At 38.6% G+C, this 23,529-nt stretch carries 23 protein-coding genes and 4 pseudogenes; 12 read left to right on the forward strand and 15 right to left on the reverse strand.

Annotation, left to right across the window (positions count from 1 at the left end):
- Positions 1-5: 5 nt before the first annotated feature.
- The 4 genes and pseudogenes from NST56_RS14400 to NST56_RS14415 all read right to left on the reverse strand — a co-directional run.
- A pseudogene (locus NST56_RS14400) lies at positions 6-143 on the reverse strand (XtrA/YqaO family protein); the annotation flags it as partial.
- Between the two features lie 224 nt (positions 144-367).
- Entirely contained in the window at positions 368-976 is a 609-nt protein-coding gene (locus NST56_RS14405) for an ABC-2 transporter permease (protein WP_326227305.1), read from the reverse strand.
- 1 nt (position 977) lies between these two features.
- A complete protein-coding gene (locus tag NST56_RS14410; protein ID WP_339177338.1) occupies positions 978-1,838 on the reverse strand; it encodes an ABC transporter ATP-binding protein in 861 nt (286 codons plus the stop codon).
- Positions 1,838-2,215 carry a GntR family transcriptional regulator gene (locus NST56_RS14415; RefSeq protein ID WP_010335052.1) on the reverse strand — a complete coding sequence of 126 codons (378 nt, stop codon included), beginning with the start codon at positions 2,213-2,215 and terminating at the stop codon, positions 1,838-1,840. Before NST56_RS14415 ends, NST56_RS14410 begins: the two co-directional genes overlap by 1 nt.
- Before the next feature lie 758 nt (positions 2,216-2,973).
- On the opposite strand from NST56_RS14415, the gene NST56_RS14420 reads away from it, so the two are divergent.
- From NST56_RS14420 to nikE, 7 genes are all read left to right on the forward strand, one after another.
- Entirely contained in the window at positions 2,974-3,090 is a 117-nt protein-coding gene (locus NST56_RS14420; protein ID WP_010335054.1) for a YjcZ family sporulation protein, read from the forward strand.
- Between the two features lie 170 nt (positions 3,091-3,260).
- Complete coding sequence (locus NST56_RS14425) at positions 3,261-3,350, forward strand: YjcZ family sporulation protein (RefSeq protein ID WP_024122253.1); 90 nt, start codon at positions 3,261-3,263, stop codon at positions 3,348-3,350.
- Between the two features lie 370 nt (positions 3,351-3,720).
- Positions 3,721-5,337, forward strand: a complete 1,617-nt coding sequence (gene nikA / locus NST56_RS14430) for a nickel ABC transporter substrate-binding protein (RefSeq protein WP_339177342.1) — start codon at positions 3,721-3,723, stop codon at positions 5,335-5,337.
- Between the two features lie 9 nt (positions 5,338-5,346).
- Positions 5,347-6,291: a nickel ABC transporter permease subunit NikB gene (nikB, locus tag NST56_RS14435; RefSeq protein ID WP_268472326.1), complete on the forward strand. Its 945-nt coding sequence runs from the start codon at positions 5,347-5,349 to the stop codon at positions 6,289-6,291.
- Entirely contained in the window at positions 6,288-7,118 is an 831-nt protein-coding gene (nikC, locus tag NST56_RS14440) for a nickel ABC transporter permease subunit NikC (RefSeq protein WP_339177345.1), read from the forward strand. Before nikB ends, nikC begins: the two co-directional genes overlap by 4 nt.
- A gap of 18 nt (positions 7,119-7,136) precedes the next feature.
- On the forward strand, positions 7,137-7,964 hold the full coding sequence (gene nikD / locus NST56_RS14445; protein ID WP_339177347.1) for a nickel import ATP-binding protein NikD: 828 nt from the start codon (positions 7,137-7,139) through the stop codon (positions 7,962-7,964).
- A 31-nt stretch (positions 7,965-7,995) separates the two neighbouring features.
- Positions 7,996-8,832: a nickel import ATP-binding protein NikE gene (gene nikE / locus NST56_RS14450; protein ID WP_339177350.1), complete on the forward strand. Its 837-nt coding sequence runs from the start codon at positions 7,996-7,998 to the stop codon at positions 8,830-8,832.
- Between the two features lie 635 nt (positions 8,833-9,467).
- Here nikE and NST56_RS14455 read toward each other — a convergent pair.
- Together NST56_RS14455 and sigZ are read right to left on the reverse strand one after the other, a co-directional pair.
- Positions 9,468-10,223, reverse strand: a complete 756-nt coding sequence (locus NST56_RS14455; protein ID WP_339177352.1) for a metal-binding protein ZinT — start codon at positions 10,221-10,223, stop codon at positions 9,468-9,470.
- An 85-nt stretch (positions 10,224-10,308) separates the two neighbouring features.
- Positions 10,309-10,870 (reverse strand): annotated as a pseudogene (gene sigZ / locus NST56_RS14460) (RNA polymerase sigma factor SigZ).
- A 114-nt stretch (positions 10,871-10,984) separates the two neighbouring features.
- Here sigZ and NST56_RS14465 point away from each other — a divergent pair.
- A pseudogene (locus NST56_RS14465) lies at positions 10,985-11,986 on the forward strand (aldo/keto reductase).
- Between the two features lie 276 nt (positions 11,987-12,262).
- Here NST56_RS14465 and NST56_RS14470 read toward each other — a convergent pair.
- Both NST56_RS14470 and NST56_RS14475 read right to left on the reverse strand, forming a co-directional pair.
- On the reverse strand, positions 12,263-13,579 hold the full coding sequence (locus NST56_RS14470) for a citrate:proton symporter (protein WP_339177355.1): 1,317 nt from the start codon (positions 13,577-13,579) through the stop codon (positions 12,263-12,265).
- A 114-nt stretch (positions 13,580-13,693) separates the two neighbouring features.
- Positions 13,694-14,563 carry a LysR family transcriptional regulator gene (locus NST56_RS14475; RefSeq protein WP_198098303.1) on the reverse strand — a complete coding sequence of 290 codons (870 nt, stop codon included), beginning with the start codon at positions 14,561-14,563 and terminating at the stop codon, positions 13,694-13,696.
- Between the two features lie 142 nt (positions 14,564-14,705).
- On the opposite strand from NST56_RS14475, the gene NST56_RS14480 reads away from it, so the two are divergent.
- Positions 14,706-15,809, forward strand: a complete 1,104-nt coding sequence (locus NST56_RS14480) for a 2-methylaconitate cis-trans isomerase PrpF family protein (RefSeq protein WP_198098302.1) — start codon at positions 14,706-14,708, stop codon at positions 15,807-15,809.
- A gap of 442 nt (positions 15,810-16,251) precedes the next feature.
- Here the strand turns inward: NST56_RS14480 and NST56_RS14485 are convergent, their stop codons facing one another.
- From NST56_RS14485 to NST56_RS14500, 4 genes are all read right to left on the reverse strand, one after another.
- Positions 16,252-16,608 carry an SH3 domain-containing protein gene (locus tag NST56_RS14485; RefSeq protein ID WP_024122261.1) on the reverse strand — a complete coding sequence of 119 codons (357 nt, stop codon included), beginning with the start codon at positions 16,606-16,608 and terminating at the stop codon, positions 16,252-16,254.
- Between the two features lie 51 nt (positions 16,609-16,659).
- The gene (locus NST56_RS14490; protein ID WP_010335061.1) at positions 16,660-17,019 is read right to left on the reverse strand and encodes an SH3 domain-containing protein; all 360 of its coding nucleotides are present in this window, start codon (positions 17,017-17,019) and stop codon (positions 16,660-16,662) included.
- Positions 17,020-17,269: 250 nt separating this feature from the next.
- Complete coding sequence (locus NST56_RS14495) at positions 17,270-17,923, reverse strand: VOC family protein (RefSeq protein WP_339177361.1); 654 nt, start codon at positions 17,921-17,923, stop codon at positions 17,270-17,272.
- A gap of 526 nt (positions 17,924-18,449) precedes the next feature.
- Complete coding sequence (locus tag NST56_RS14500) at positions 18,450-19,148, reverse strand: aspartate/glutamate racemase family protein (protein WP_229146726.1); 699 nt, start codon at positions 19,146-19,148, stop codon at positions 18,450-18,452.
- A gap of 290 nt (positions 19,149-19,438) precedes the next feature.
- Here NST56_RS14500 and NST56_RS14505 point away from each other — a divergent pair, with 290 nt between their 5' ends.
- On the forward strand, positions 19,439-19,843 hold the full coding sequence (locus tag NST56_RS14505) for a CotD family spore coat protein (protein ID WP_339177364.1): 405 nt from the start codon (positions 19,439-19,441) through the stop codon (positions 19,841-19,843).
- A 200-nt stretch (positions 19,844-20,043) separates the two neighbouring features.
- Here the strand turns inward: NST56_RS14505 and NST56_RS14510 are convergent, their stop codons facing one another.
- The 3 genes and pseudogenes from NST56_RS14510 to NST56_RS14520 all read right to left on the reverse strand — a co-directional run bounded on the left by NST56_RS14510 (position 20,044) and on the right by NST56_RS14520 (position 21,126).
- A complete protein-coding gene (locus NST56_RS14510; RefSeq protein WP_010335065.1) occupies positions 20,044-20,322 on the reverse strand; it encodes an HPr family phosphocarrier protein in 279 nt (92 codons plus the stop codon).
- A 135-nt stretch (positions 20,323-20,457) separates the two neighbouring features.
- Positions 20,458-20,651 (reverse strand): annotated as a pseudogene (locus NST56_RS14515) (aldo/keto reductase); the annotation flags it as partial.
- A 70-nt stretch (positions 20,652-20,721) separates the two neighbouring features.
- On the reverse strand, positions 20,722-21,126 hold the full coding sequence (locus NST56_RS14520; RefSeq protein ID WP_010335066.1) for a MerR family transcriptional regulator: 405 nt from the start codon (positions 21,124-21,126) through the stop codon (positions 20,722-20,724).
- Between the two features lie 484 nt (positions 21,127-21,610).
- Here NST56_RS14520 and NST56_RS14525 point away from each other — a divergent pair, with 484 nt between their 5' ends.
- Together NST56_RS14525 and yraA are read left to right on the forward strand one after the other, a co-directional pair.
- Positions 21,611-22,660 carry an NAD(P)-dependent alcohol dehydrogenase gene (locus NST56_RS14525; RefSeq protein WP_339177371.1) on the forward strand — a complete coding sequence of 350 codons (1,050 nt, stop codon included), beginning with the start codon at positions 21,611-21,613 and terminating at the stop codon, positions 22,658-22,660.
- 307 nt (positions 22,661-22,967) lie between these two features.
- Entirely contained in the window at positions 22,968-23,477 is a 510-nt protein-coding gene (yraA, locus tag NST56_RS14530; protein WP_010335069.1) for a cysteine protease YraA, read from the forward strand.
- Positions 23,478-23,529 lie beyond the last annotated feature (52 nt).

Genomic DNA, 23,529 nt, shown 5'->3' on the forward strand with positions numbered 1-23,529 from the left:
CCCCGTTAGCGCATACAAAGAACCCACATTTTAGTGGGTTTTTTCAAATCTATCTGATGATTAATCCGCGCAAAGCTGCCCTTTACAGTTTGGTTCACTGTTCTGCCATGCTCAGGAGCTTCTAAGACATGCGCAGTACCCCGTTTGAACATGTATTACAGGAAGCTGACCCAGCATTTATTTAATCAATCAGTGAGAGAAAATCTATGCTCCCCCCTTTTGTAATTAATAATGAAATCCTCATCATGCATTTACGCGAAATGAAAAAACATTGATTTAAGATACCGTTCCTTTTGCAACATATGAGAGTAGGGATGATTAAACCAATCAGTAAAAAACTCTTTCTGTAGAATTCTACACCCTTCCTTTAAAATACTTTATTTTTATAAATACGTATCGATAGAAGCCAAGAACAAACATATAAAATCATAACCGAAAACAGAATTAAGAAATAAATATTAAGATTTTGTAATGATAATAATATTCGAACACATTCTCTGATTATATCATTCAAATTTCGGAACAAGGTATTAACTAATACCATATAAATACCAAGTAAGATAAGTGAGCCTTTGAACAAATATTGGCTGTTAAACTGATAACTAAATGGAAAGATAAATGAAGCAGATACCATCACAAGGCATACGATAAACATTAGATCTATCCATGTTGTTAGTTCTCTATGAATGATCAAGTTCCCTATGAAAATTGTAAAAACTATAATCAAAGTAAAAATAAGTACCCCAATGTACTTTGAACTAACAATTTCCCTTCGTGTATAAGGCAATGAATTCAGCAGAGTATTTATTCGGGCTTTTTCATCCATTGAAAAAGCGTTCATTATTATGACAATACTAAATAAAAAACCTGACCAGATATATGATATATTTAACGTTAAATAAACAAATAAAGCAGGCAGTAATATCATAAGAGATTTCTTTTGTAAAATGATATCTTTTCTTATTAAGTGAAACACCTTACTTAGCCCCTTTCTTTGTATAGAACATCAGCTCTTCAATCGTTGGTTTTTCGATCAAAACTAAGTCACCAAACACATCTTCTATACGTGCTTTATTGGCTGCTAATGCCTCAAAACCAGCATTAGATTTCCGAATGGAGATGAACTCCTGTTCTGTATCTCGATCTAATAGCTCCATGCCTCCTTTTACAATGGCGTACTCTTCTTGAATTTGATACGATTTCTTTGTGAAAATATGCTCGCCATTATGAATAAAAGTAATATAATCTGCAATACGGTCTAAATCTGTTGTAATATGAGTAGAAAAGAAGATCGTTTTCTTTCCATCTTGCATTATATTATGTAGTATATCTAGAAACTCCCTGCGAAATATTGGGTCTAACCCCGATGTAGGTTCATCCATAATAATTAACTCTGCATGATGTGATAAGGCTATTGATAAAGAAGCTTTCATCATCATTCCTTTAGAAAATGATTTAATCTTTTTATTTAACGGCAGTTCAAATTTTTCAACATAGTAATTAAATAGGCTATCATCCCAATTCATATAGCAGGGCCTTATCATCTTCTTCATTTCTGCAAATGTTAAGTGTGAGTAGAACATATTTTCATCAAAGACAAAGCCAATCCGTCGCTTAATCTCTTTTTCATGTTTTTTATGATCTAGCCCAAATATTGATATTGACCCGCTATCTTGTTGCAATAAGTTCATCATAAGTTTAATCGTTGTAGATTTTCCAACACCATTACCACCAATAAACCCAGTTATAAATCCTTTTTTAACTGTCATTGAAATATCTTTTAGTTGAAAATCACCAAATGATTTATACACATGTTTTAATTCAATAATATTTTCCACTATTCTTCCTCCCTATATAATAGTGTAAGTATGTCCTTTAATTCTGTAAGTGAGATGCCAATTTCTTTACTGTTTTGAATTGCCGTCAACAATTGCTCTTCAATTACCTTCATTTTTCTCTCTTTCATCATCTCACTGTCCTGCTCCGATACAAAAGAACCTTTCCCAACAACCGAATATATGAATCCGTTCTTCTCCAGTTCCTCATAGGCACGTTTTGTTGTAATAACACTTATATCCAAATCCTTCGCTAACTGTCGCATTGAAGGTAAGGATTGCCCTGCTTGTAATTCATTGGTCAAAATATGTTTTTTAATTTGAGTATAAATTTGCTCATAAATAGGTTCTTTTGAATGATTGGAAATGATAATTTGCATATAAAACCCCGCTGTCATATTGTATATATACTTTATATACAATATACCCAAATTAATATCAGATTACAACTCTTTTTTAATCCAATCCTTCGAGTTTATCGTTTGGTTAAGTGTAGGGCTATAATGCTTCATCACTTGTAAGGTGGAAGGTTTATTCCTTCAAATTTATAATTAAATTGCTAATTATGTATACACTCCAAATCAGAAAGAAACACATATTACATAAGAATTAGGATAAAATTTTTAATAATGTACAACATTAATGTAGTTCCCATGAGCAAAAGTTTTTTTGAGGAATGTAACAGCCTGAGATACAAACAAAAATAAGCCCCCTACCTAGAACATAATATCCAAGTAGAGGTGCATATAAAAATGAGCAGGTATATAATTGCGTGCCGACGTATTATCTCCAGGTTATTTCAAGAGAGACTCAAATCCCGATTTCGTTTTCGTTCCATAAATGCCGTCTATATCGGTATTGTTCGCTCCTTTATCTTGTTTGCTGCTTAGGCTTAATGGTCTTTTTTCTTGGCCGCACTTGTTTGGCTTGAGCCTGATTTCCCGTCCGACGCCTTCCATTCTGCTTCTATGGCAGCCTTAACTCTGGCAAGATCCGATGTGGACAATACTTGCCTAATAATGATCTCTATTTCAATTTAGACTAAAGTATCATTTTAAAATTCATTTCAACTAGCATCCCTTTCAAAGGAACTCGATCCGCATATCATGTACTATCCTTTTTTACTGGAGGTGGACATATGGGATACTCAAATGGTTGTGGTAGCTCCTTCGCATTAATCGTGGTGCTATTCATCTTACTAATCATTGTTGGAGCAGCTTTCTTCGGAGGCTATCCAGAAGGCGTTCCTATTTAACCGATATGCAGGAGTACCACCCTGTACTGTTTGACGCCATAAGAAACTTTTATGGCGTTTAAATTTGTTTTTTAGACAAAAAATTTGTTTTTTCTTATTTAGACGTAAATCTATGTCGAAAACTATTGTTTGGCATATCTTATACTATCCTCACTAAAGGAGGTGGCAATATGTCTAATGGTTACGGTAGTTCCTTCGCGTTAATCGTAGTGTTATTCATCTTGTTAATCATTGTCGGAGCAGCTTTCTTTAGATATTAAGTTAAATCTAGACTAACTCCTCCGTAGCAGCACCTCCCTGTTCGGCTAAACGCCATAAGAAATCTTTATGGCGTTTTGTAATGTGATTATCTCACCTTATGCTGACAAAGTTTCTGTACCAGGGAAATATAAATTACAAATCTTCATCTTTCTGAAACTCTATGAGCTTTTTTAAAACGTCCACAGTTTTACCTTACATCATTCATATTGATCCAGAGCCCTTTTATACGCTCAGCTGAAGTTATATAGTGCAGCAATATAAAACAAGAACATCAGGTTCCAAAACAATACCTATATTCTTACATTGACAAGGGTATGCTGCCTCCTTAAAATGAAAATGATTATCAACGTCAATTAGGGGGAAATACAGATGCTTAGCGGGAAGATTCGTTTGAAAATTAAATTTACTTTCGTATCGATACTCATCTTTTCTATTTTATTAGCAGGATGTACAAATGCAGGACCAACAGAGAAGAAAGCTCCTCACAATATGGTCACAATTGCTTGGCCTAGAGATATAGGAGAAATAAACCCACATGTCTATAATCCTTCCCAATTGTTTACGCAGTCAATGGTGTACGAGCCTTTGGTCTCTTATGAAGCGGGCGGAAAGCTTAAACCGCATTTGGCTGAGTCTTGGGATATATCTCATGACGGCAAAGTGTATACGTTTCATTTGCGTAAGAATGTAACATTTTCTGATGGGACAACATTTAATGCAAAAATCGTGAAAAAGAATTTTGACTCCATTTTAAAACATCCTGAGTTACATAGCTGGTTAGGGTTTATTACAAAAATAGCTCAAACAAAAGTGATCGATAATCATACATTTCAATTGACACTGACTGAATCATATTATCCAACCATTCAGGAGCTTGCAGTTGTACGGCCTGTTCGGTTTTTAGGTGAGGCTGGGTTCCCTAAGGATGGCGATACATCAAAAGGTGTAGCAAAACCGGTCGGGACGGGCCCATGGGTATTGGAAGAGCATAAAACCGATGAATATGCGATTTTTAAACGCAATGAAAATTATTGGGGTGAAAAGCCTAAAGTCGAGAAAATCAAGGTGAAAGTCATCCCAGATGCAGAAACAAGAGTACTTGCATTTGAAAAAGGTGAACTGGACTTAATTTACGGTGAAGGCGTCATCAGTTTGGATGCATATAAGCAGCTGCAATCGACAGGTCAATATGAAACAAGCCTTTCCGAACCGGTGGCGACGAGACAGCTTGTCATGAATACAAAAAAAGAACAGCTTTCTGATGAACGTGTTCGCCAAGCCCTGCACTATGGTTTTAATAAAGACGCCATGGTGGAAGGCATTACCTCCGGATTAGAAGAAAAAGCAGATTATATTTTGCCGACAACCTTACCATACACGTCTGATATTGATGTAAAGCCAGTGAAATATGATGCGGAAAAAGCGGGAGCGTTATTAGATGCAGCAGGCTGGAAGCTTCCGAATGGCAAGACGGTGCGAGAGAAAGACGGAAAGCCTCTTGAATTTAGTTTAATGTATGATTCAGCGGAATCCATTCAAAAAGCAATGGCAGAAACGCTGCAAGCAGAGTGGGCAGCGATCGGGGTGAAGTTGAATCTTGAAGGAGTAGAATTGGCGACTCAGGTTAAACGGTTCAAAGCGAATGAATTTGATATGAACTTCTTTAGCAACTATGGCGCACCTTATGACCCGCATACATTTGTAAACATTGTCGCGTCAAAAGGATTTGGATTTAATGAAGCGATTTCGGCATATCCAAACAAGGATGAGCTATTGAAGCAGATGGCAAAAGTTCCTGAAACAACTGATAAAAAAGAGCGTCAACATCTTTACTCATCTATTTTAACATCCCTTCAAGATCAGGGAGCCATCGTTCCGATCTCTTATATAAAAAAGACAGCGATCTACCAAAAGAATATTACAGACTTTACTTTCCCTGCCAACCGTGATGAACATCCATTTACAGGTATTCGCATTAAGCAGTAGGAGGCTTTTATGGGCATCTATATATTGAAACGAATCATGTCCATCATACCAGTGTTTCTTTTAGCTACACTTCTGACAACTGGAATGATTCAACTCTCACCGGTTGACCCGGCTGAAGCGTATGTAGCCGCAGCGCATATCCAGCCAACCGATGACATCCTAGAGCAAAAAAGACATGAGTTTGGCTTAGATCAACCATTCTTTATTCAATATGTAAACTCTATTTTGAAGAAATGCCAATTCGATTTCGGCATTTCTTATGTTTCGAATAAGCCGGTTTGGGACGAGGTTACACTCCGAATGCCAGCAACGATCGAACTTGCGCTTGGTAGTTTATTGATCGCTGTGGTTGTCAGTGTGCCTCTCGGCTTCCTTGCGGGAATGAAAAGAAATCGCGCAATTGATCATATCAGTCGCTTCATTTCCTTTTTCGGGGCATCCATTCCGACTTTTTGGTTAGGATATATGTTGGTTTTTTTCTTTTCTGTTCAATTAGATCTTTTTCCAGTAGAAGGAATTGGGACATGGCAGCACCTCGTACTGCCGTCAATGACGCTGGCGCTTCCTTTAATTGCAATGTATACGAGGCTTTTGCGCGCCAGTGTTATAGAAAACCTGCAAGAACCATATGTACAATACGCAAAAATCAGAGGCTTGAAGAATAAAAGCATTATGGCTAAGCATGTATTGAAAATGGCCATTTCTCCGATGATTACAGGCCTAGGAATGAATCTTGGCAAACTTCTCACCGGAACTATTATTGTTGAAGTGGTTTTTTCTTGGCCTGGCTTTGGCCGTTATTTTATTGAGGCCATTTTCAATCGTGACATCCCTGTCATTCAATGCTATGTGTTCATAGCCGCCACATTTTTTATATTGAGTAGCTTAATCGTTGATCTCATTCAAATGTATATTGATCCGCGCATTTCCAGGAAAGAAGGGCAATATCGATGATCACAAGCATACGCATGATATGTAAAAGTCAAAAAGTGATAACGGCATGTATTATCATATTATCAATTCTATTTCTCATCGCTGTATTTGCCCCTTGGATTGCGCCGAATAACCCTGTTGCTGTTCATTTGGCATATAAGCTGCACCCTCCATCCTTGGAGTTCCCTTTAGGAACTGATCATTTAGGAAGATGCAACTTATCCCGCCTTTTGTACGGAACACGAATTTCTTTGGGATTTGCAGTGCTCATTTTTATTTCCTCACTTGTGATCGGTCTCATCGTCGGTACGATTTCGGGATATAAAGGCGGATGGATTGATCATCTGTTAATGAGATGTTGTGATGGTGTGATGGCCTTTCCGAACTTAATTTTAGTTCTTGGTCTAGTGGGCATATTCGGACCTGGACTTCCTCAAGTCATTCTTGCCCTCATGCTTGTGCAATGGGTCTATTATGCGAGAATATTTAGAGGAATGGTGCTTAGTCTGAAAGAGGAGAACTTTATGAAAGCCGCACAAATCAATGGGTCATCACAATGGAAGATTCTGAAAAAACATATCATACCTAATGTGCTCCCTCCCCTCGTTGTCATGGGTACATTGGAAATGGGCTGGGCCATTATGGACATATCCGCTATGTCGTTTCTTGGATTAGGCGTCCAGCCACCGGCTGCGGAATGGGGAGCGATGATTCATGAAGGTAAATCGTATATCCGGACGAACCCTGAGTTGATGATTTATCCAGGGATGATGATCATGATTGTGGTTGTAACGTTCAATTTATTGGGCGAGAGCTTATCAGAAAGATACGGAGTCAAACGTCGATAATAAAAAGGAATGAGGAAGTTGGGAACAGAACAATCACCGGTGCTGCAAGTTAGAGATTTGCATGTACAGGCCAAAACGCACAAAGGAGTTTCTACTCTAGTGCAAAACGTCAATTTCGAACTGAAGCGCGGTCAAGTCCTTGGCCTGATTGGTGAGAGCGGATGTGGAAAAACAGTAACAGGCATGTCCATTCTTCAGATGCTTGATCAGAAAACAACCAAGGTGAAAGGAAGCATTTCACTACTAGGCCGAGAATTAAACGGATTGGCAGATAAAGAAATGCGCAAAATACGCGGCAAAGAAATTGCCTATATTATGCAAAATCCGATGAACGCTTTTACCCCCGTTTTTACGATTGGTCATCAAATGATTGAAACGATTCGCTCTCATACGTCTTTTAACAAAAAGCAGGCAAAGGAGCTTGCAATCGAAGCGTTGCATAATGTGAGCTTATCCAATCCTATTAAACTTTTAAAATCTTACCCTTTTCAATTAAGCGGCGGAATGCTTCAACGGGTGATGATTGCAACCGCTGTATGCTTACATCCAAGCATTCTCATTGCGGATGAACCCACAACCGCATTAGACGTAAATAATCAGAAGGCCGTGCTGAAACATTTAGACGCCATGCGCTCTGAATGTGGAACGGCGATTTTGCTTATATCTCATGATCTGGGCGTCATTGCTGAAATGGCGGATGAAGTCGCTGTGATGCAGAAAGGAAGAATCGCAGAAAAAGCAGATGTGTTTCAGCTGTTTGATGCACCAAAGCATGAATATACAAAGAAGCTATTAGGGGCACGTTTGACATTGCCAATTGATGAACGTGCCATTGGGTCAATTTGACGAAAGAGCGGCATTTTAATGAGGTGAACAAGTGAGTTTATTACAAGTGAAAGAAGTCTCTCATCGTTATGCGGAGCGTTCATTATTCAAATGGAAATTTCAATCTAAACAAGTCCTATCCGATGTCAGCTTTTCGATTGAGAAGGGTACATGCTTAGGCTTGATTGGGCCAAGTGGAGCCGGTAAGAGTACATTGGGAAAAGTGTTGCTTGGTTTAGAACGGCCGCAATCAGGTCAAATCCTTTTTCAAGGCCATGATATGTATAGCGTAGATAAATCGATCCGGCGAAAAATCCGCCGTGACCTACAAGCTGTCTTTCAAGATTCATACTCGTCCGTCAACCCGCGAATGACGGCGGAGCAGATTATTGCAGAACCATTAGAAAACTATGAAACCCTCACTGCGGCGGAACAAAGACGAACCATTATCGAGTTGTTGGAAAGAGTAGGCCTAAGTGAAAATGATTTAACAAAATATCCGCACCAATTCAGCGGCGGGCAATTGCAGCGGATCAATATCGCCAGAGCAATTTCGCTCAAACCGAAACTGATCGTTTTAGACGAATCAGTCAGCAGTCTGGACATGGTTACCCAGTCGCTTATACTCGATTTGTTAAAAGAGCTCAAAGACGAGTTTGGGTTATCGTATTTTTTTATTACGCATGATTTGAAAGCCGCTTATCAATTGAGTGACACATTAGGTGTTCTAGATAACGGAAAATTAGTTGAGCTATACGAGTCCAAACTTCAGTTCTTTGCATCAGACCATCCAGCAGTAAAAGAAATGAGAAGCTCCATACTTGCCGAACACCCGCGCTTTCGTTCGATAGGAAGAGGAACGACGCTACAAGAAGAAAATCGCGTGTAGATATATAGCATTCCCGGTTACATCGTTTTTTCATGATATTTGCTTTAACAAGTACGGCATGTCTCTTGTTGTTCAAAGCATGGAGTGCTGATTTCAATAGAACGGTTGCACCGTTAACTGCTTTCAACTCACGGCTACACATGCCACATTTTAATCAATGTTCCTGCTTTAAATATGACATTGAAAAAGAACCGTTGGCTTTAAACCATTGGTTCTTTTTCTCTTACTGTTTTTGCTTTCGTTATTGTGTTCGCATAACATACACTCTCAGAACTTTGAAATAATACCAGAGAAAATAAAGCCACTACCAAGTGCTTCTTCATCTTTAGTCATTTCATTTTTTCCTCATACTCTCCCTTACTCTTCACCCTATCTTCAAAAAGCTTTTCCCAACCGTCAAGTTAATATTGATCGTATCTTAACTTTGGTAATGAGTCGTCAATCCCCGTTGCGAAGAGAAAGAAACGGATAAAAACGAAAGAGGGCAAAAAAGCTGCTGACGAGGAGTCAGCAGCTAACACAGGAGGTATTGTATTGCATTAAACCTCCTTGAAGACTAATCAAATTTTCCACAGTAAAAAATGGACCTTTTGTGCAAAAGAAATACCATACTTCATGGCCAGGTTACTTCTCAATTAATGCGCCATCATATCATGGGCAATATCGTGTCCGTCCATTTCTGACGGGTAGTAGGTAGGCCAGTTTTTCACTTCATCAAGTAAAGCTTCACGGTCCTCACCCCAATACAGATGGTAATGGCTAGCTTTAGTCGGGTAGATACTGTGATCGCTAAACTGAATATACTGAGGAAGTTCTTCAGCTTTTTTAGCTAGTTTAAATATGTATCTTACCCCTCTATTGCCCGCATCATATGTTAGAATTTCGTACCCGTCATACGTATACTTACCTGAATATTCTTTTCCATTTTTGAAGAACGATACAGTATCTTTTTGGATTACAATACGGTCAACATCTGTTTTATACCCTTTTTTATAATACTCTTTATATTCTTCAGCTGTCTTGTCACCTTCATGTTTTGATTTATATGAAAATACTTCGTCCAGAGTGCCATCTTGCAGGTATGGATATACAGATTGCCAGTCTCCTTCCCAATCAGAAAGTGAACGATCCTTTACTTGGCTGTTTTTAAAATAGCCTTCATGAATTTTTTCTGTCTCTTCATCATGTGCATGACTATGATCGTGAGAATGTTCGTGTGTGTGACTCTCAGATGTTTGCTCTTTCGTTTTGGAAGAGTCTTCTTCAACTGCTGAGGCTGATCTTGTTTTAGTAGACTCACCTGCAGAAGAACCTGAAGTCTGACATCCTGCCAAAATTAGTAATGAACCAATCGTTAATATACCTAGCCGTTTAGAAAATAAAATGTTCATTCCAACACTCCTTTCAACTAAAACGAAAACATTACGATTTATATTATACATATATCTCTTGCCAATATCAAAGGGAAAATGCTCTTCATATTGCTGAATCTCTGACTTGGTTAATCAGTAATTCCTTTAGAATACGAAAGTCTACGATATTTCCATCTCGATCCGCTTGAATATGACAGCACCCCTCAAGCAGCTGTTTAATTTTCCCCGTACGCGTTGTACCCTTGATTTTGCTCCCGAGTAAGAAATGCCGAGCTTTTCACTCAACTCTTTTTGTGATAACCCCTGAAATTCAGTTAACTCAAGCGTCTCTCGATACTTTTCAGGCAACCGTTTGATGGTCTATCGAATACACACAGCTGCTTCTTTGGTAAATTTTCTTCCTCTGCAATGTCATTAAAATGTAGATCATCAGGCAATTATTTCGCTTGTTTTTTTGTACGGTAAAAATTAATAATCGTATTTCTAGTAATCCGATAAATCCAGCTATCGATCTTTTGTTCAACGATCAGATTTGGGAGATGCACTTGTATTTTCATAAATACGATCTGCAAGAGGTCATCAACGATAGATTGATCGTTAACCCTATGCGAAATATATGTTTTTAACGGCTGATGAAATTTATCCCATAGATCCTCTATATTCATTTGAAAAAAACTCCTATTATTTTGCTTCTGCTTTACATTTGCTCCGTCTTTTTAATCGTAACAGAGAGTGAAACCATTGTTGAATCAATTGCATTGCAGCTGTTGCAAAAAATAATGATAAAGGAGAGGTTTGTTGCGGAGTATACCTATTTAGGGAGAACAGGATTGCGGGTGAGCCGTTTATGTTTAGGCACGATGAATTTTGGAGTTGATACAGACGAAAAGACTGCGTTTCATATCATGGATGAAGCGCTTGATAACGGCATTCAATTTTTTGATACTGCAAATATTTACGGCTGGGGCAAAAACGCAGAATTGACAGAGAGCATCATTGGAAAATGGCTTGCACAAGGAGGACAGCCCCGCGAGAAAGTCGTTCTGGCGACAAAAGTATATGAACCGATTTCTGAACCGAATGACGGACCAAATGATAGGAAGGGCTTGTCTCTATACAAAATCAGACGCCATCTGGAAGAATCATTGAAGCGGCTTCAGAATGATCATATAGAATTGTACCAAATGCATCATAATCGATAGGCGGACACCGTGGGGTGAGATATGGGAGGCTTTTGAGACTCAGGTGCGCTCCGGCAAAGTAGACTATATTGGATCCAGTAACTTTGAAGGCTGGCATTAGGTAAAACACAAGCTGAAGCTGAAAAACGGCGATTCATGGGACTCGTCACTGAATAGCATAAGTATAGTTTATTAGAACGAACAGCTGAGATGGAAGTGCTGCCGGCTGCACGGGATCTTGGTTTAGGTGTAGTGGCGTGGAGTCCCCTTGCAGGAGGGCTTCTTGTCGGGAAAGCACTGAAAAGTAATGCCGGAACCCGCACAGCAAAAAGAGCAGATTTAATCGAAAAACATCGCTCACAACTCGAGAAATTTTCAGCTTTATGCAAAGAACTAGGAGAAAAAGAAGCAAACGTGGCTTTGGCACGGGTGCCGGCAAATCCAGTTTTAACTGCTCCGATCATCGGACCACGATCGGTTGAGCAGCTGCGCGATACGATAAAAGCCGTTGAAATCAGTCTGGATGAGGAGATTCTCTGCATGTTAAATAATATCTTTCCCGGACCTGGCGGAAAGACACCAGAAGCATACGCCTGGTGATACATTCATTACTCAATACTGACATTTTTCTTAAATATTTATGATGAACTATCATATATAGAAAAGACAAGAGCTTGTTTGTCTCTTGTCTTTCCCACATGATGCTGAAAATACTGGCTAAACATTGACAAGAACACTGCCGCTTCTTAAAAAGAACCCTAAACAATAGAATAACTGGAAAGACAACTGGCTTTATCAGCTAGGGATCCCTTTCAGCTGTATTTAAATCAATCAAACTAATTATTCATTGGCAGTCTAAATATTATTATTGTTTCTTTACCAAATAGTAATAGCCCCTGTAATTATTGCTATCAACGTAATAACTAATGATGTAATTACAGCCCACTTAACTGCAAACCTTTGAAATGATCCCAAGTCAATTTTAAGCATGCTTACTAACAGTAGTGTTGACGCAACTAATGGACTCATCAGATGAACCGGCTGCCCCATTATAGAAGCCCTAGCAATTTCTACTGGTTCTATACCATATGCTGAGGCAGCTTCTGCGAAGATAGGTACCATTCCAAAGTAATATGCATCATTTGATAAAACAAAAGTAAACGGAATACTAGTGAGTGCTACAATACCTGGGAATAACTGACCCATTGATGAGGGAATGATGGATACTAATGATCCTGCTATGGCATCCACCATTTTTGTCCCGGATAATATACCAGCAAATACTCCTGCTGAAAATACCAATAATACCACGGTTATGGCATTACCAGAATGCTCGGCGATTCGCTCCTTCTGCATTTTTACATTCGGATAATTTATAGTAAGGGCAAGAACAAAACCAATTAAAAATAAAACTGACGGATGCTTAGTTCCAAGCACAATAAACACCATGATACTTATAACGAGGAATAAATTAAGATATATTAAGCGTGGCCTTTTCAATTGTTCGCTCTCCAAAGTAGCAGCCATATAAGATTGAGAGCTGTCCTTTGTTATATGTCTAGGCTCTAATTGAACGATGCCTATTCGATTCCTCTCTTTCCTACCCATTAGAAAAGCCAGAAATATCACACAAGCAATACCTCCAAGCATGGTCGGAAGTAATGGCACAAAGAAATCTGAAGGATCCAAACCCAGCACTGAAATCGCTCTTGTAGCTGGTCCGCCCCATGGAGTCATTCCGCTAACGATACTCAACGACAGCATTGCTAATGTCGCCATAACCATGGGATTCATACCAATTCTTTTATACAAAGGTAACATTGCTGAGACTGTTATCATATAGGTTGTTGTACCGTCCCCATCTAAAGCGATAAGCATTGCCAAGACGGCAGACCCTATCGCTATTTTCACAGGGTCCCCCTTTACTATAGATAAAATTTTTTCTATTAGCGGATCAAATAAACCTGCATCAATTAAAATTCCAAAAAAAAGAATTGCAAACAATAGCAATGCCGCTGAGCTTGCAACTGTTTGAATTCCTTCTAAAATCATGTCACCAATATCCTTACCAAAACCTCCAACAAGAGCAAAAACAATGGGAGTGATGGTTAAGGCAACAATAGGCGAGACTTTCTTTGTCATTATTAATATTGTAAAAACAGTTACCATCGAAAAACCTAAAATAGTAAGCATATTACACCTCCAAGAATACGCTTTCAAATGACTTTTGATTAACATATCTTATACGGTGTAATAAGTTAAATAAATATTTTTTTACTGTGTTCCAAAAAAAATTCTATCATAACTTTAAATGGTTACCATTTGTTCACCCTTTAAAAAATCAATGAATGCTTTAACGAGTTTGATTCCTAATGATTTTTGATCGTACATTAGCCAAGTATCTCTCATTAGAGGCTTACCCTTAGCATTATACAGTTCCATTGTGTACAAATGATCAGATTCCTGCAGGCAAATTTCTGGTGCTATGGAGTAACCAAGACCATGCTTTACCATCTCTTTGCAAGTCTCTTGTCGATCCACTTCCATTGCAATAATGGGGGCTTGTTTTAGATTCGTATGCATCCAATCTTCTATAATCGTTTTTAAAGAAGCATCAGTTTTATATTTGATAAAAGGTAAAAAAGGAAGCTGCTCTATCGTTATTGGTTTTTTTGAGATGATATGTAATTTTTCCCGTGTCAGCCGTTCCTCCACCCCTTTCCAGCGATGGCTTCCTCTCAGTATACCGACTTGTACAATACCAGCATCTAATAACTTCATGACATCTGTGCTCCATCCTGTTTGTACACTATATTGGACATTAGGATACATAATGGAAAATTCCCTTAATAACTTAGGGAGCTTATATTGAGCGAAATTGCTTGAAACCCCAAGTCTTAGATGTCCTTGCACCCCTTTGCTTAGATTAGAGATATTATCTTTGGTATCTTGGAGTTCCTGTAGCATTCTTTTTGCATAAGAAACTAAGTGTTCTCCTTCCGCAGTAAAGGTAATTCCTTTGTGCCTTTTGGTGAATAATTCAATTCCGAAAATCTCCTCAATCTTATTCAACCGATAAGTGATGGAAGGTTGTGACGTAAATAATCGTTCTGCTGTTTTTGTTACACTTTGTTCTTCGTAAAGAATTCTCAATAAAACCCAATCTTTTTCATCCATTTTCATCTTCCTTTCTAGTCCTTCTTTCACAATTATAAAAGTTTTTTTGTTAAATATTAAGAAAATTCATATTTTATTTTCGTCTTTTCAACTCCTACACTAAAAAACATAAAATACTACCTTTAAGATGAGGATGATGACGATGGTCAAAACGAATGTAACAATCATGAGAGGCGGAACAAGCAAAGGCGTTTTTTTCCATGAATCAGCCATGCCTAACAATAAAAACGAATGGGAGCCCTTTTTGCTTGATGTTATGGGAAGTCCTGATAAAAGACAAATAGATGGTTTGGGTGGCGGTAATTCCCTTACTAGCAAAGTGGCAATAATAAAGAAAGCATATACTTCGGATATTGATGTTCTCTATACTTTCGGTCAAGTCAGCATTTTGGAAGAAAAGGTGGACTTTAAGGGGAACTGCGGAAATATCTCCGCTGCTGTTGGTCCATTTGCTATCGAAGAAGGACTTGTAAAAGCGACAGAACCAATGACTACGGTAAGGATACTGAATACCAATACGAATAAAATGATCGTTGCGGAAGTGGAAGTGGAAGACGGTCAGGTCAAGTATGACGGAGATGTTACTATATCTGGAGTACCTGGATCTGGATCTCCAATCTATCTAAACTTTCATAATGCCGCTGGTTCAGTTACCGGTCATTTATTGCCTACTGGAAATAGTTCGGAGCTTTTAGATACAAGTCAAGGCCCAATAGAGGTGTCTATTATCGACTATGCAAATCCATTAGTTTTTGTGGAAGCGAGCAGTATCGGTCTGGATGGAACGGAACTTGCAGAAGAATTTACTGATCTACAGTTGGCTCAATTTGAAGAATTAAGATCCATTGCTGCAGAGAAATGCGGCTTTGCCAGTCGATTTTCAGCTACAAAGTTATCACCGGCTGTCCCCAAACTGGCTATAGTATCAAAACCAGAGAAATATAAGGATAGTACAGGTGCTTGGCATTCAAACGTTGAGATGGACTTACACATCAGGATGATGTCCATGCAAAAGCCTCATCAAGCACTAGCGGTCACTGGGGCGATATGTACAACAAGAGCGCTTTCAGTGGAAGGTACAATCCCTGCAAGAATAGCAAAAATCCATTCTACAAATGTTCGGGTAGCTCATCCTTCTGGTATCATCGAAACAATGTTGGAGCCCACTGGTATAAAGATCGTCCGTACCGCACGACGTATTATGGACGGAACAGTTTATACACATGGTGACTATCAAATGATGTAGGTGGACTCTGTAATAAGCCTCCCCCGTGTTAAGGATTGATTAAAATTTTTCATGATAGGACAGGTAAAACTAACTATGGAATTAGAGAAGATTTCAGGAAGCGTAAAAAGAACTTTTCACTAACGAGAACGACAATGTGAGATGTCTAACCAAAGTGATATTAGGGATTTCAACGAAAAATAGGTTTGTATATTACGTTCTCCTATTGATTCTTTCCTATCTTAATTCCGTACTTTATACCATTAGATACCACTCTAAAGCAGCTGGTTATTTTGTCGTCCAACAACAACCAGTGTCTAACATCATGAATCTCTTTTGAAAATCACCACAAATGCAGATATGGAAGACGTAATCGTAGGAAAAACCATACCAACTATTGTTGTTGGTATGGTTTCTCCTAGATAGGCCCTTAAGAAGAGATTCTATTTTACGGAGTATTTAACTAGTTGCATTTGTAACCGACAGGGCCGTCTGAACCTGTGTAGACATATGTGTCAGACACATATCCAATGTTCACGACACCACGTGAATCTTTCCACTGGATTTGATCCCAAATATTACTCGTTCCATACTTTCCGGTAACAGTCGTCCCATAAGCGTAACAATAGTAAGGAACACGTGAACCGCTAGGAATGGAAAGCATAATAGGATAGTTTGTACCTGGACCGCTGCGCATATTTACAGGCGCACCGCTGCTTGTTGAGACAGTAAAGTACTGAACGGCAAGTGCTTGACTGGAAAAAATGAATAATGATGCGATCATAACGGTTAACATACTCAGCTTTTTCAGTTTAGTCAATGTCATCCCTCTTTCTTCAATTTCTTCATTTTAAGAACGATAGAACATATGCTACCAGCTGCATTTAGGAACTACCGGGCCGTCTGATCCTGTATACATATATGTATCAGAGACAAATCCAGGAACGATCTCCCCGCTGGCAAGCGTCCGTTCTGTGTAGTTCCAAATATTACTCGTTCCATACTTTCCAGTTACAGTTGTACCGGTTTTGTAGCAGTAGATCGGGATGCGGGTTCCGCTCGGAATAGTCGTTACAATCCCCCAACTTGTACCTGGGCCGCTGCGCATATTTACGGGAGCACCGCTGCTTGTTGAGACAGTGTAATACTGAACTGCTTGTGCATGACTAGAAAAAATGAAGAATGACGCCATCATAACGGTTAATAAACTTGCCATTTTTAACTTTCTCAACTTATATCCTCCTCACAATAAATGTCCTGCGTCTGGTTTTCTAACATTCAGTTCAGGAATGATTCGGCAGACCATTTTCGCTCCTTTCGTTTATATATATTGATCATATTACCATCAAACAGGTATATGAGAAGTGCCATTATTACTGAATTTTCCGATAGAAGAGAGGATAAAATTTGGGAATATAGGGATGACAATGCGAGCAAAAATAATGCATGAAAGATATGTCACACACCAATTAAAAGCTTGATTACTCATCAAAATTTTTAATGATCCCTTGGTCAGTTTCAATCATAAGTGGTGCATCTATACTGTATTTATCCGAGAATATCCACCGTCTTCCGACAGGACCTAATAAAATATAGACTCCTTCTTCATACTCCCCCATGAAATGTAAATGTTTTTTTGAGAAAGGTTCATCATTTCTTTGCCGGATTCCCAACTTTAAAAGGTAGTCAAAACATTCTTTAACATGATTCGTAGATAAACCAATCTCGCTTATCCCTATTACATTGTCGGGCGTGAATTCTTTTGACCTCGTTTCCGGAGAGGTTTCTAATCGAGAAATAAACTCAACAATATTACCTGCTGGATCTTCAAAATATATCGATCTTGCCTTTGCATTTGCAAAACATACTTCATCATCACCATTTTCTTCAAGTAAATTAACCTTCTTTTTCAGCCATTCTTTAGCTTCTGCGAAAATATTCGAATGGATATTAAACGCAAAATGATAGTAATAGCGATTCACTTCGTCTTGATGCAAGGTTAAAATGCTTTCTCCCACTTGAAATGTGGCTAATGTATCAGTTAACGCCAGCCTTTTAAATTGAAGGATATCTTTATAAAAGCTTACAGTTTGATTAAAATGAGAAACAAATATTTCAAGATTTTTTATTCTCATTATTCACACCCCCTCTCTTAATATATCTAAAATGAGAAACAAATTCTTTCTACATTTAGCTTATTTAATCTACATCATTAGACTGAAAAATAAAGAACTACATAAATTTGTTTTTCATTATTATTCATTAGCTTTAAGGATGGATGAAATGAATCACCTTGGTTTTTTATTTCAAAAATCTGTAACAGCTGAAGTAAGGTCATCATCAATCTATGACTAGGCATAGGCTTCAGGATTGTCATCTGATTCCTGAACTCGTCACCCGTGTCATGTCTAAAACTGGATAGGTATACCGTTTAGTATATAAGAACAGATATACTCACCTCACTACGCAATTGTTTTCAAAGTCTATCTATTGTGTTAGTGAGACCTTGCTGCCGTCTTCAATATCTTCAAACAAAATTTTCAGTGGAAAGGATCATAATATTATCACCCCTATAAAGAGCCTTCTATTTTATGACTTGTATAAACATAATAAAAAAACCGCTCTTAAAAAACGGTTTTAGAGTATAGGAAGGAACTGATTCTAAGATGAAATCGAAAGAGATTTATTCACTGCTTCTCGAGCATGGATTAAGGTTGTATCAAATATTGGCACTTTGAAATCTTCAGCTTTTACTAGTAATCCAATTTCAGTACATCCGAGAATTATTCCCTCCGCTCCTCTATTCATCAAATTATTTATGATGGTGTGATAAATGTTTTTCGATGACTGTTTAATTTCACCCAAACATAGTTCTTGATAGATAATATTATTTATTAATTCTCTTTCATTATCATTAGGCACAATAATATTAATGCCATGAGTCTCAATACGAGTTTTATAAAAATTTTGCTCCATTGTATATTTGGTACCTAGTAATCCTGCTGAACGAATATCTTGTCTGTTCATTTGATCAGCAGTTGCATCGGCAATATGTAAAATAGGTATTGTGATCATTGCTTGGATATAACTAATTACTTTGTGCATAGTGTTTGTGCATATTACAATAAAATCTGCTCCGGCTTTTTCTAATGATCTTGCTGCTTCCCCCAAGGTTTTACCAGCTTTATTCCAAGCTCCTTCTGATTGAAAGTGTTCAATCTCTTTAAAATTAACACTGTACAAAAGACACTTTGCCGAATGTAACCCCCCTAACTTCTTTTTTATTTCCTCATTGATAATTCGATAGTACTCAGCCGACGACTCCCAACTCATTCCGCCAATAAGACCAATCGTTTTCATAGCCCACCTCGATTTAAAATTCGAAATATTATTAGTATTTTAATATATAAGTCATTTTAATACCAGGACTGCTATTATCAAGTATAAAATGATTGATTGGTCTTCCAGGCCCGTAGCTACGGTGGAAATATAATTAAAATGATAGAAAACTATGCCCCTTTCTTGTCATGTGTATCGAAATCCTAAAATAATAGCGGATTTTTTATAATATGAGTTTCTTGTCTAGGACAACCTTTTTTCTTCATCATAACTTATATTGTAAGACAAGATTTTTTGAGAGGGTGATTTTGATGAGCTGCAACAACGGTGGGTTTAGAAGTGTGGACGAATTCATGTTCGGCTCTCGTCGCGGGAACAACGGTACCAATAGCTTCAATGGCTTCAATGGCTTCAATGGCTTCAATGGTTTTAATGGGGGTAACGGAAGTAACGGAGGTAATGGAGGTAACGGAGGCAACAATGTAGAAACAATTGTTTCTCCCACAAGAAATGTTGTAAATACGACAACCAATGAACGTACTGTTAGACGTGTTCAGCCTACTCATATTGTTAATGTTAATAGAAATGTTACAAGAGTAGAAAATTATTATCCAGTGACACAATCTGTAGAGAATGAAAATATCGTTGAGGAATATGATTGTGGAAGTGACTTAAGAAATCCATGCTGTAAACCAGTAAAAAGATGCAATAGGTAATCATTCAGTAAAGATTCATTTTAGGCACCCTTATGGATGCCTTTTTTATTACCCTATCCTTTCCAATTATAAGATTTCTGCTTTAAAATAAGAGAAATGAGTTGTTTCTTTAAAGATAGACATTTAACAAAACGCTCCTATAAAAAATAGGGACTTGGAGCGAGTCCCTGAAAATGATAAAAAAAGAGAGGTTTTCTACCTCATTTCTTTGTGAACTTGTTTTTTTGCAAATGATCTTCTATCACTTGTAAAGCCTGTTTCTCGTCAAAGCCATTAGCTCTTATCCTAATGTGGGTATTAGGTTTAATTCCTAGTGACATCACATCAATGAGGGACTTGGGTGTATTTTTCAGATCGACAGCTTGCCCTTGATATTCAAGATATATACTGGAGCTAAATTGACAAGCCGCACGTACTAACAAGGCCGCTGCACGTGCGAAGCCTGTACTCGCGATCATTGTATACTGTTTTTCTATCATTCTCCCTGCTCCTTAGGCCTGAGAATTCCTTGAAGAATTGGAATAGGCCAGTTTTTATCATACGCCCTCTATTCTTTCTCTCAATCCGAAACATAGTATCTTGTTGATTTCCAGCAATATCGTTTTCGAGCACAATTAATGATGACCAACTATTCGGTGAGGTACATATGGTTCTTCTAGAAACCTAACTTCTTGAGTCGTCAATTTAACTGCAAGAGCATCTACGGCATCTTCAAGGTGTGACATTTTCGTAGCACCGTTACAGGCTCTTTCTGCAGCAGCCATGCAAACGCGATATGGATACGGGGAACACCGCGTTTTTCCGCGATTTCCCCTGCTCTTTTATGATAAATGTTAACAAAGAAGGAATTGTTTCATTCATTCTAGCCTTACTTGCACTTATCCATGAAAACTTTCCATTTTGGGTCTGCTTTTGAGTTTGTCCTCATTTTCGCGCAGTTTCCCATCATAATCCTCAATTTTTTTATTTAATCTTTTTATTGTTTCATCAATTTCTCTCCGCTTTTCTATCAACCGCTGTCTTTCGTCCGCCAGGATATTTTTGCGGGCTTCTACTGTTCGGTCTCCTTCAGTAAATAACGTTGTATATTCAATTAACGCGTCTATCGTTAGTCCAGCATTTCGCATGCATTTGATGAATTCAACCCATTTGATATCTTCTTCACCATAATCGCGGATGCCGCTTTCTTTTCGTTTTACCGGCGGGATCAATCCAACACGTTCATAATAGCGGAGCGTTGCGGCTGTTAGGCCAAACTGCTTTGCCACTTGCGTAATATTCATATTTTTCACCTCTTTATCCTGCTGTTTTTGAAGATAACACTTAAAGTTCACTTTAAGTCAAGAAGAAACAAATTGAAACTGCTGACGTATTTCTCAATCTCATTCTTCAGGAGATGTCGAGAATATTCCGCCGTACGCAAAACATTGGCATGGTGTAACAAAAGACAGTGGGTTGCATGTAGACATTACTCCTGGAGACGGACCTGTTCATGATGAGATGAATGGTATGATACATGATAAAACGAACGCATCGAGTCAATTGATTCGATGCGTTCGTTTTATATGATCGGTTGTAAAGAATTTAATACTTAATTATATAAAAAGCAGTATTTCTTCAATATTTGTGCTTACTCTTATTCTATTATCTTAAAAAAACTCTTGCCTTAAAGTGGACTTCAAGGTTTAAAGTGATGTTGAACACACCTGACAAACATCAAGTGACATGTTCTTATCTGGAAACTGACTATATGAAAGGAAGGTCTGTATGTGTAATCATCATAAAACTCGTGTATTAAGCGTACCAAATGCTAAAGCGAAATTTGAACAGACTACAATTGAAAGAAGAGAATTACGGGCGCACGACGTCTTAATCGACATTAAATTCAGCGGTATTTGCCATTCCGATATCCACAGTGCGTTCGATGAATGGGGCGGAGGAATTTTTCCGATGGTTCCCGGTCACGAAATCGCCGGAGTTGTGGAGGCTGTGGGAGCAGAAGTCACAAAATTCGCTGTCGGAGATCGCGTTGGCGTCGGCTGTTTTGTTGACTCCTGCGGAGAATGCGAATACTGCCTCAGTGGTGAGGAACAGTTCTGCACTAAAGGTGTTGTCCAAACTTATAATTCACTGGACTATGATGGAAATCCGACGTATGGCGGGTACAGCCAAAAAATCGTTGTCACTGACAGGTTCGTTGTTCGGATACCGGACAGTTTGGAGCTGGATGTCGCCAGCCCTCTATTGTGTGCAGGGATTACAACATACTCCCCTCTAAAACACTGGAACGTCGGCCTAGGGAAAAAGGTTGCGATTGTAGGAGTTGGCGGGCTTGGTCATTTGGCGATTCAATTTGCGCATGCTTTGGGTGCAGAGGTAACCGTCCTGAGCCGCTCTATGAATAAGAAAGAGGAAGCTCTTGAACTAGGGGCAGACCATTACTATGCAACCAGTAATCAAGCTACATTTACTGAATTGGCCGGGCGTTTTGACGTAATCTTAAATACGGTATCCGCGAATCTTGATGTAGATGCCTATTTATCATTGCTTCGAATAGACGGAACACTCGTCAATGTAGGGGCACCGGCCGAGCCGGACAAATATAGTGTATTTTCCTTAATCATGGGCCGCCGCAGCCTTGCAGGTTCTCTTGTCGGCGGAATTCCAGAAACACAAGAGATGCTAGATTTCGCTGCTCAGCATGGCATTGCACCTAAAATAGAAGTAATTCGTGCCGATCAAGTGGATGAAGCTTATGAGCGTGTTCTTCGCAGTGATGTACGCTATCGATTCGTTATTGATATGTCTACATTATAAGTTCGGAATAGTTGTAAAAGGTGGGGTAGCCATACTATTTTTTGTTTACTGCACTGTTCAGACAGGACGTGAAAATCATTTAAAAAGTCTATTTTTAAAAAAGAAACAGGTTGAAAAGAGTACTATCCTTTAGCCTCGTTTTGGCGGCAATTTTACCAAATTGTGATAAATGATATAAAACCATAAAACCTATAAAGCAACGCCTTCGCAGGACTTCTGCGAGGAACATCTGACAAGCAAATATTTTGAAGGAAGATGTACCTGCCTGTTATTCTATGGTATATAAGATTTCATAGGAGGTATAAATATGAGCAAAAAAATCGCTGTTCTCGTTACAGACCAATTCGAAGATATTGAATATACAAGTCCGGTAAAGGCATACGAAGAAGCTGGGCATAGCGTTGTAGCCATTGATTTGGAAGCGGGCAAGGAAGTTACCGGTAAACATGGCGAGAGAGTGAAGATCGACAAAGCGATCTCCGATGTAGATGCTAGTGAATTCGATGCCCTATTGATTCCTGGAGGATTTTCCCCAGATTTGCTTCGCGGAGATGACCGCCCAGGTGAGTTTGCGAAAGCATTCGTAGAAAATGAGAAACCTGTTTTCGCTATTTGCCACGGCCCGCAGGTACTCATTGATACGGATCTTCTGAAAGGCAAAGACATCACTGGCTACCGCAGCATCCGCAAAGACTTGATCAATGCTGGTGCAAACTACAAAGACGAAGAAGTAGTCGTTAGCCACAACATTGTAACAAGTAGAACACCTGATGATTTGGAAGCATTTAACCGCGAATCATTGAAACTGTTGAAATAACACAAAGGCACAGACGGTTTGAGTCTGTGCCTTTTTTATAGAGAAGATGTAT

The organism is Bacillus sp. FSL R5-0560 (assembly GCF_037966305.1).
Lineage (GTDB): Bacteria > Bacillota > Bacilli > Bacillales > Bacillaceae > Bacillus > Bacillus mojavensis.

What these genes read in the sequence shown, in the direction of transcription:
- NST56_RS14415 (WP_010335052.1), bottom strand. Translation starts at nt 2,215, where the DNA reads ATGCAAATTATCATTTCCAATCATTCAAAAGAACCTATTTATGAGCAA.
- NST56_RS14420 (WP_010335054.1), top strand. Translation starts at nt 2,974, where the DNA reads ATGGGATACTCAAATGGTTGTGGTAGCTCCTTCGCATTAATCGTGGTG.
- NST56_RS14425 (WP_024122253.1), top strand. Translation starts at nt 3,261, where the DNA reads ATGTCTAATGGTTACGGTAGTTCCTTCGCGTTAATCGTAGTGTTATTC.
- nikA (WP_339177342.1), top strand. Translation starts at nt 3,721, where the DNA reads ATGCTTAGCGGGAAGATTCGTTTGAAAATTAAATTTACTTTCGTATCG.
- nikB (WP_268472326.1), top strand. Translation starts at nt 5,347, where the DNA reads ATGGGCATCTATATATTGAAACGAATCATGTCCATCATACCAGTGTTT.
- nikC (WP_339177345.1), top strand. Translation starts at nt 6,288, where the DNA reads ATGATCACAAGCATACGCATGATATGTAAAAGTCAAAAAGTGATAACG.
- NST56_RS14455 (WP_339177352.1), bottom strand. Translation starts at nt 10,223, where the DNA reads ATGAACATTTTATTTTCTAAACGGCTAGGTATATTAACGATTGGTTCA.
- NST56_RS14470 (WP_339177355.1), bottom strand. Translation starts at nt 13,579, where the DNA reads ATGCTTACTATTTTAGGTTTTTCGATGGTAACTGTTTTTACAATATTA.
- NST56_RS14475 (WP_198098303.1), bottom strand. Translation starts at nt 14,563, where the DNA reads ATGGATGAAAAAGATTGGGTTTTATTGAGAATTCTTTACGAAGAACAA.
- NST56_RS14480 (WP_198098302.1), top strand. Translation starts at nt 14,706, where the DNA reads ATGGTCAAAACGAATGTAACAATCATGAGAGGCGGAACAAGCAAAGGC.
- NST56_RS14495 (WP_339177361.1), bottom strand. Translation starts at nt 17,923, where the DNA reads ATGAGAATAAAAAATCTTGAAATATTTGTTTCTCATTTTAATCAAACT.
- NST56_RS14500 (WP_229146726.1), bottom strand. Translation starts at nt 19,148, where the DNA reads ATGAAAACGATTGGTCTTATTGGCGGAATGAGTTGGGAGTCGTCGGCT.
- NST56_RS14505 (WP_339177364.1), top strand. Translation starts at nt 19,439, where the DNA reads ATGAGCTGCAACAACGGTGGGTTTAGAAGTGTGGACGAATTCATGTTC.
- NST56_RS14510 (WP_010335065.1), bottom strand. Translation starts at nt 20,322, where the DNA reads ATGATAGAAAAACAGTATACAATGATCGCGAGTACAGGCTTCGCACGT.
- NST56_RS14520 (WP_010335066.1), bottom strand. Translation starts at nt 21,126, where the DNA reads ATGAATATTACGCAAGTGGCAAAGCAGTTTGGCCTAACAGCCGCAACG.
- NST56_RS14525 (WP_339177371.1), top strand. Translation starts at nt 21,611, where the DNA reads ATGTGTAATCATCATAAAACTCGTGTATTAAGCGTACCAAATGCTAAA.
- yraA (WP_010335069.1), top strand. Translation starts at nt 22,968, where the DNA reads ATGAGCAAAAAAATCGCTGTTCTCGTTACAGACCAATTCGAAGATATT.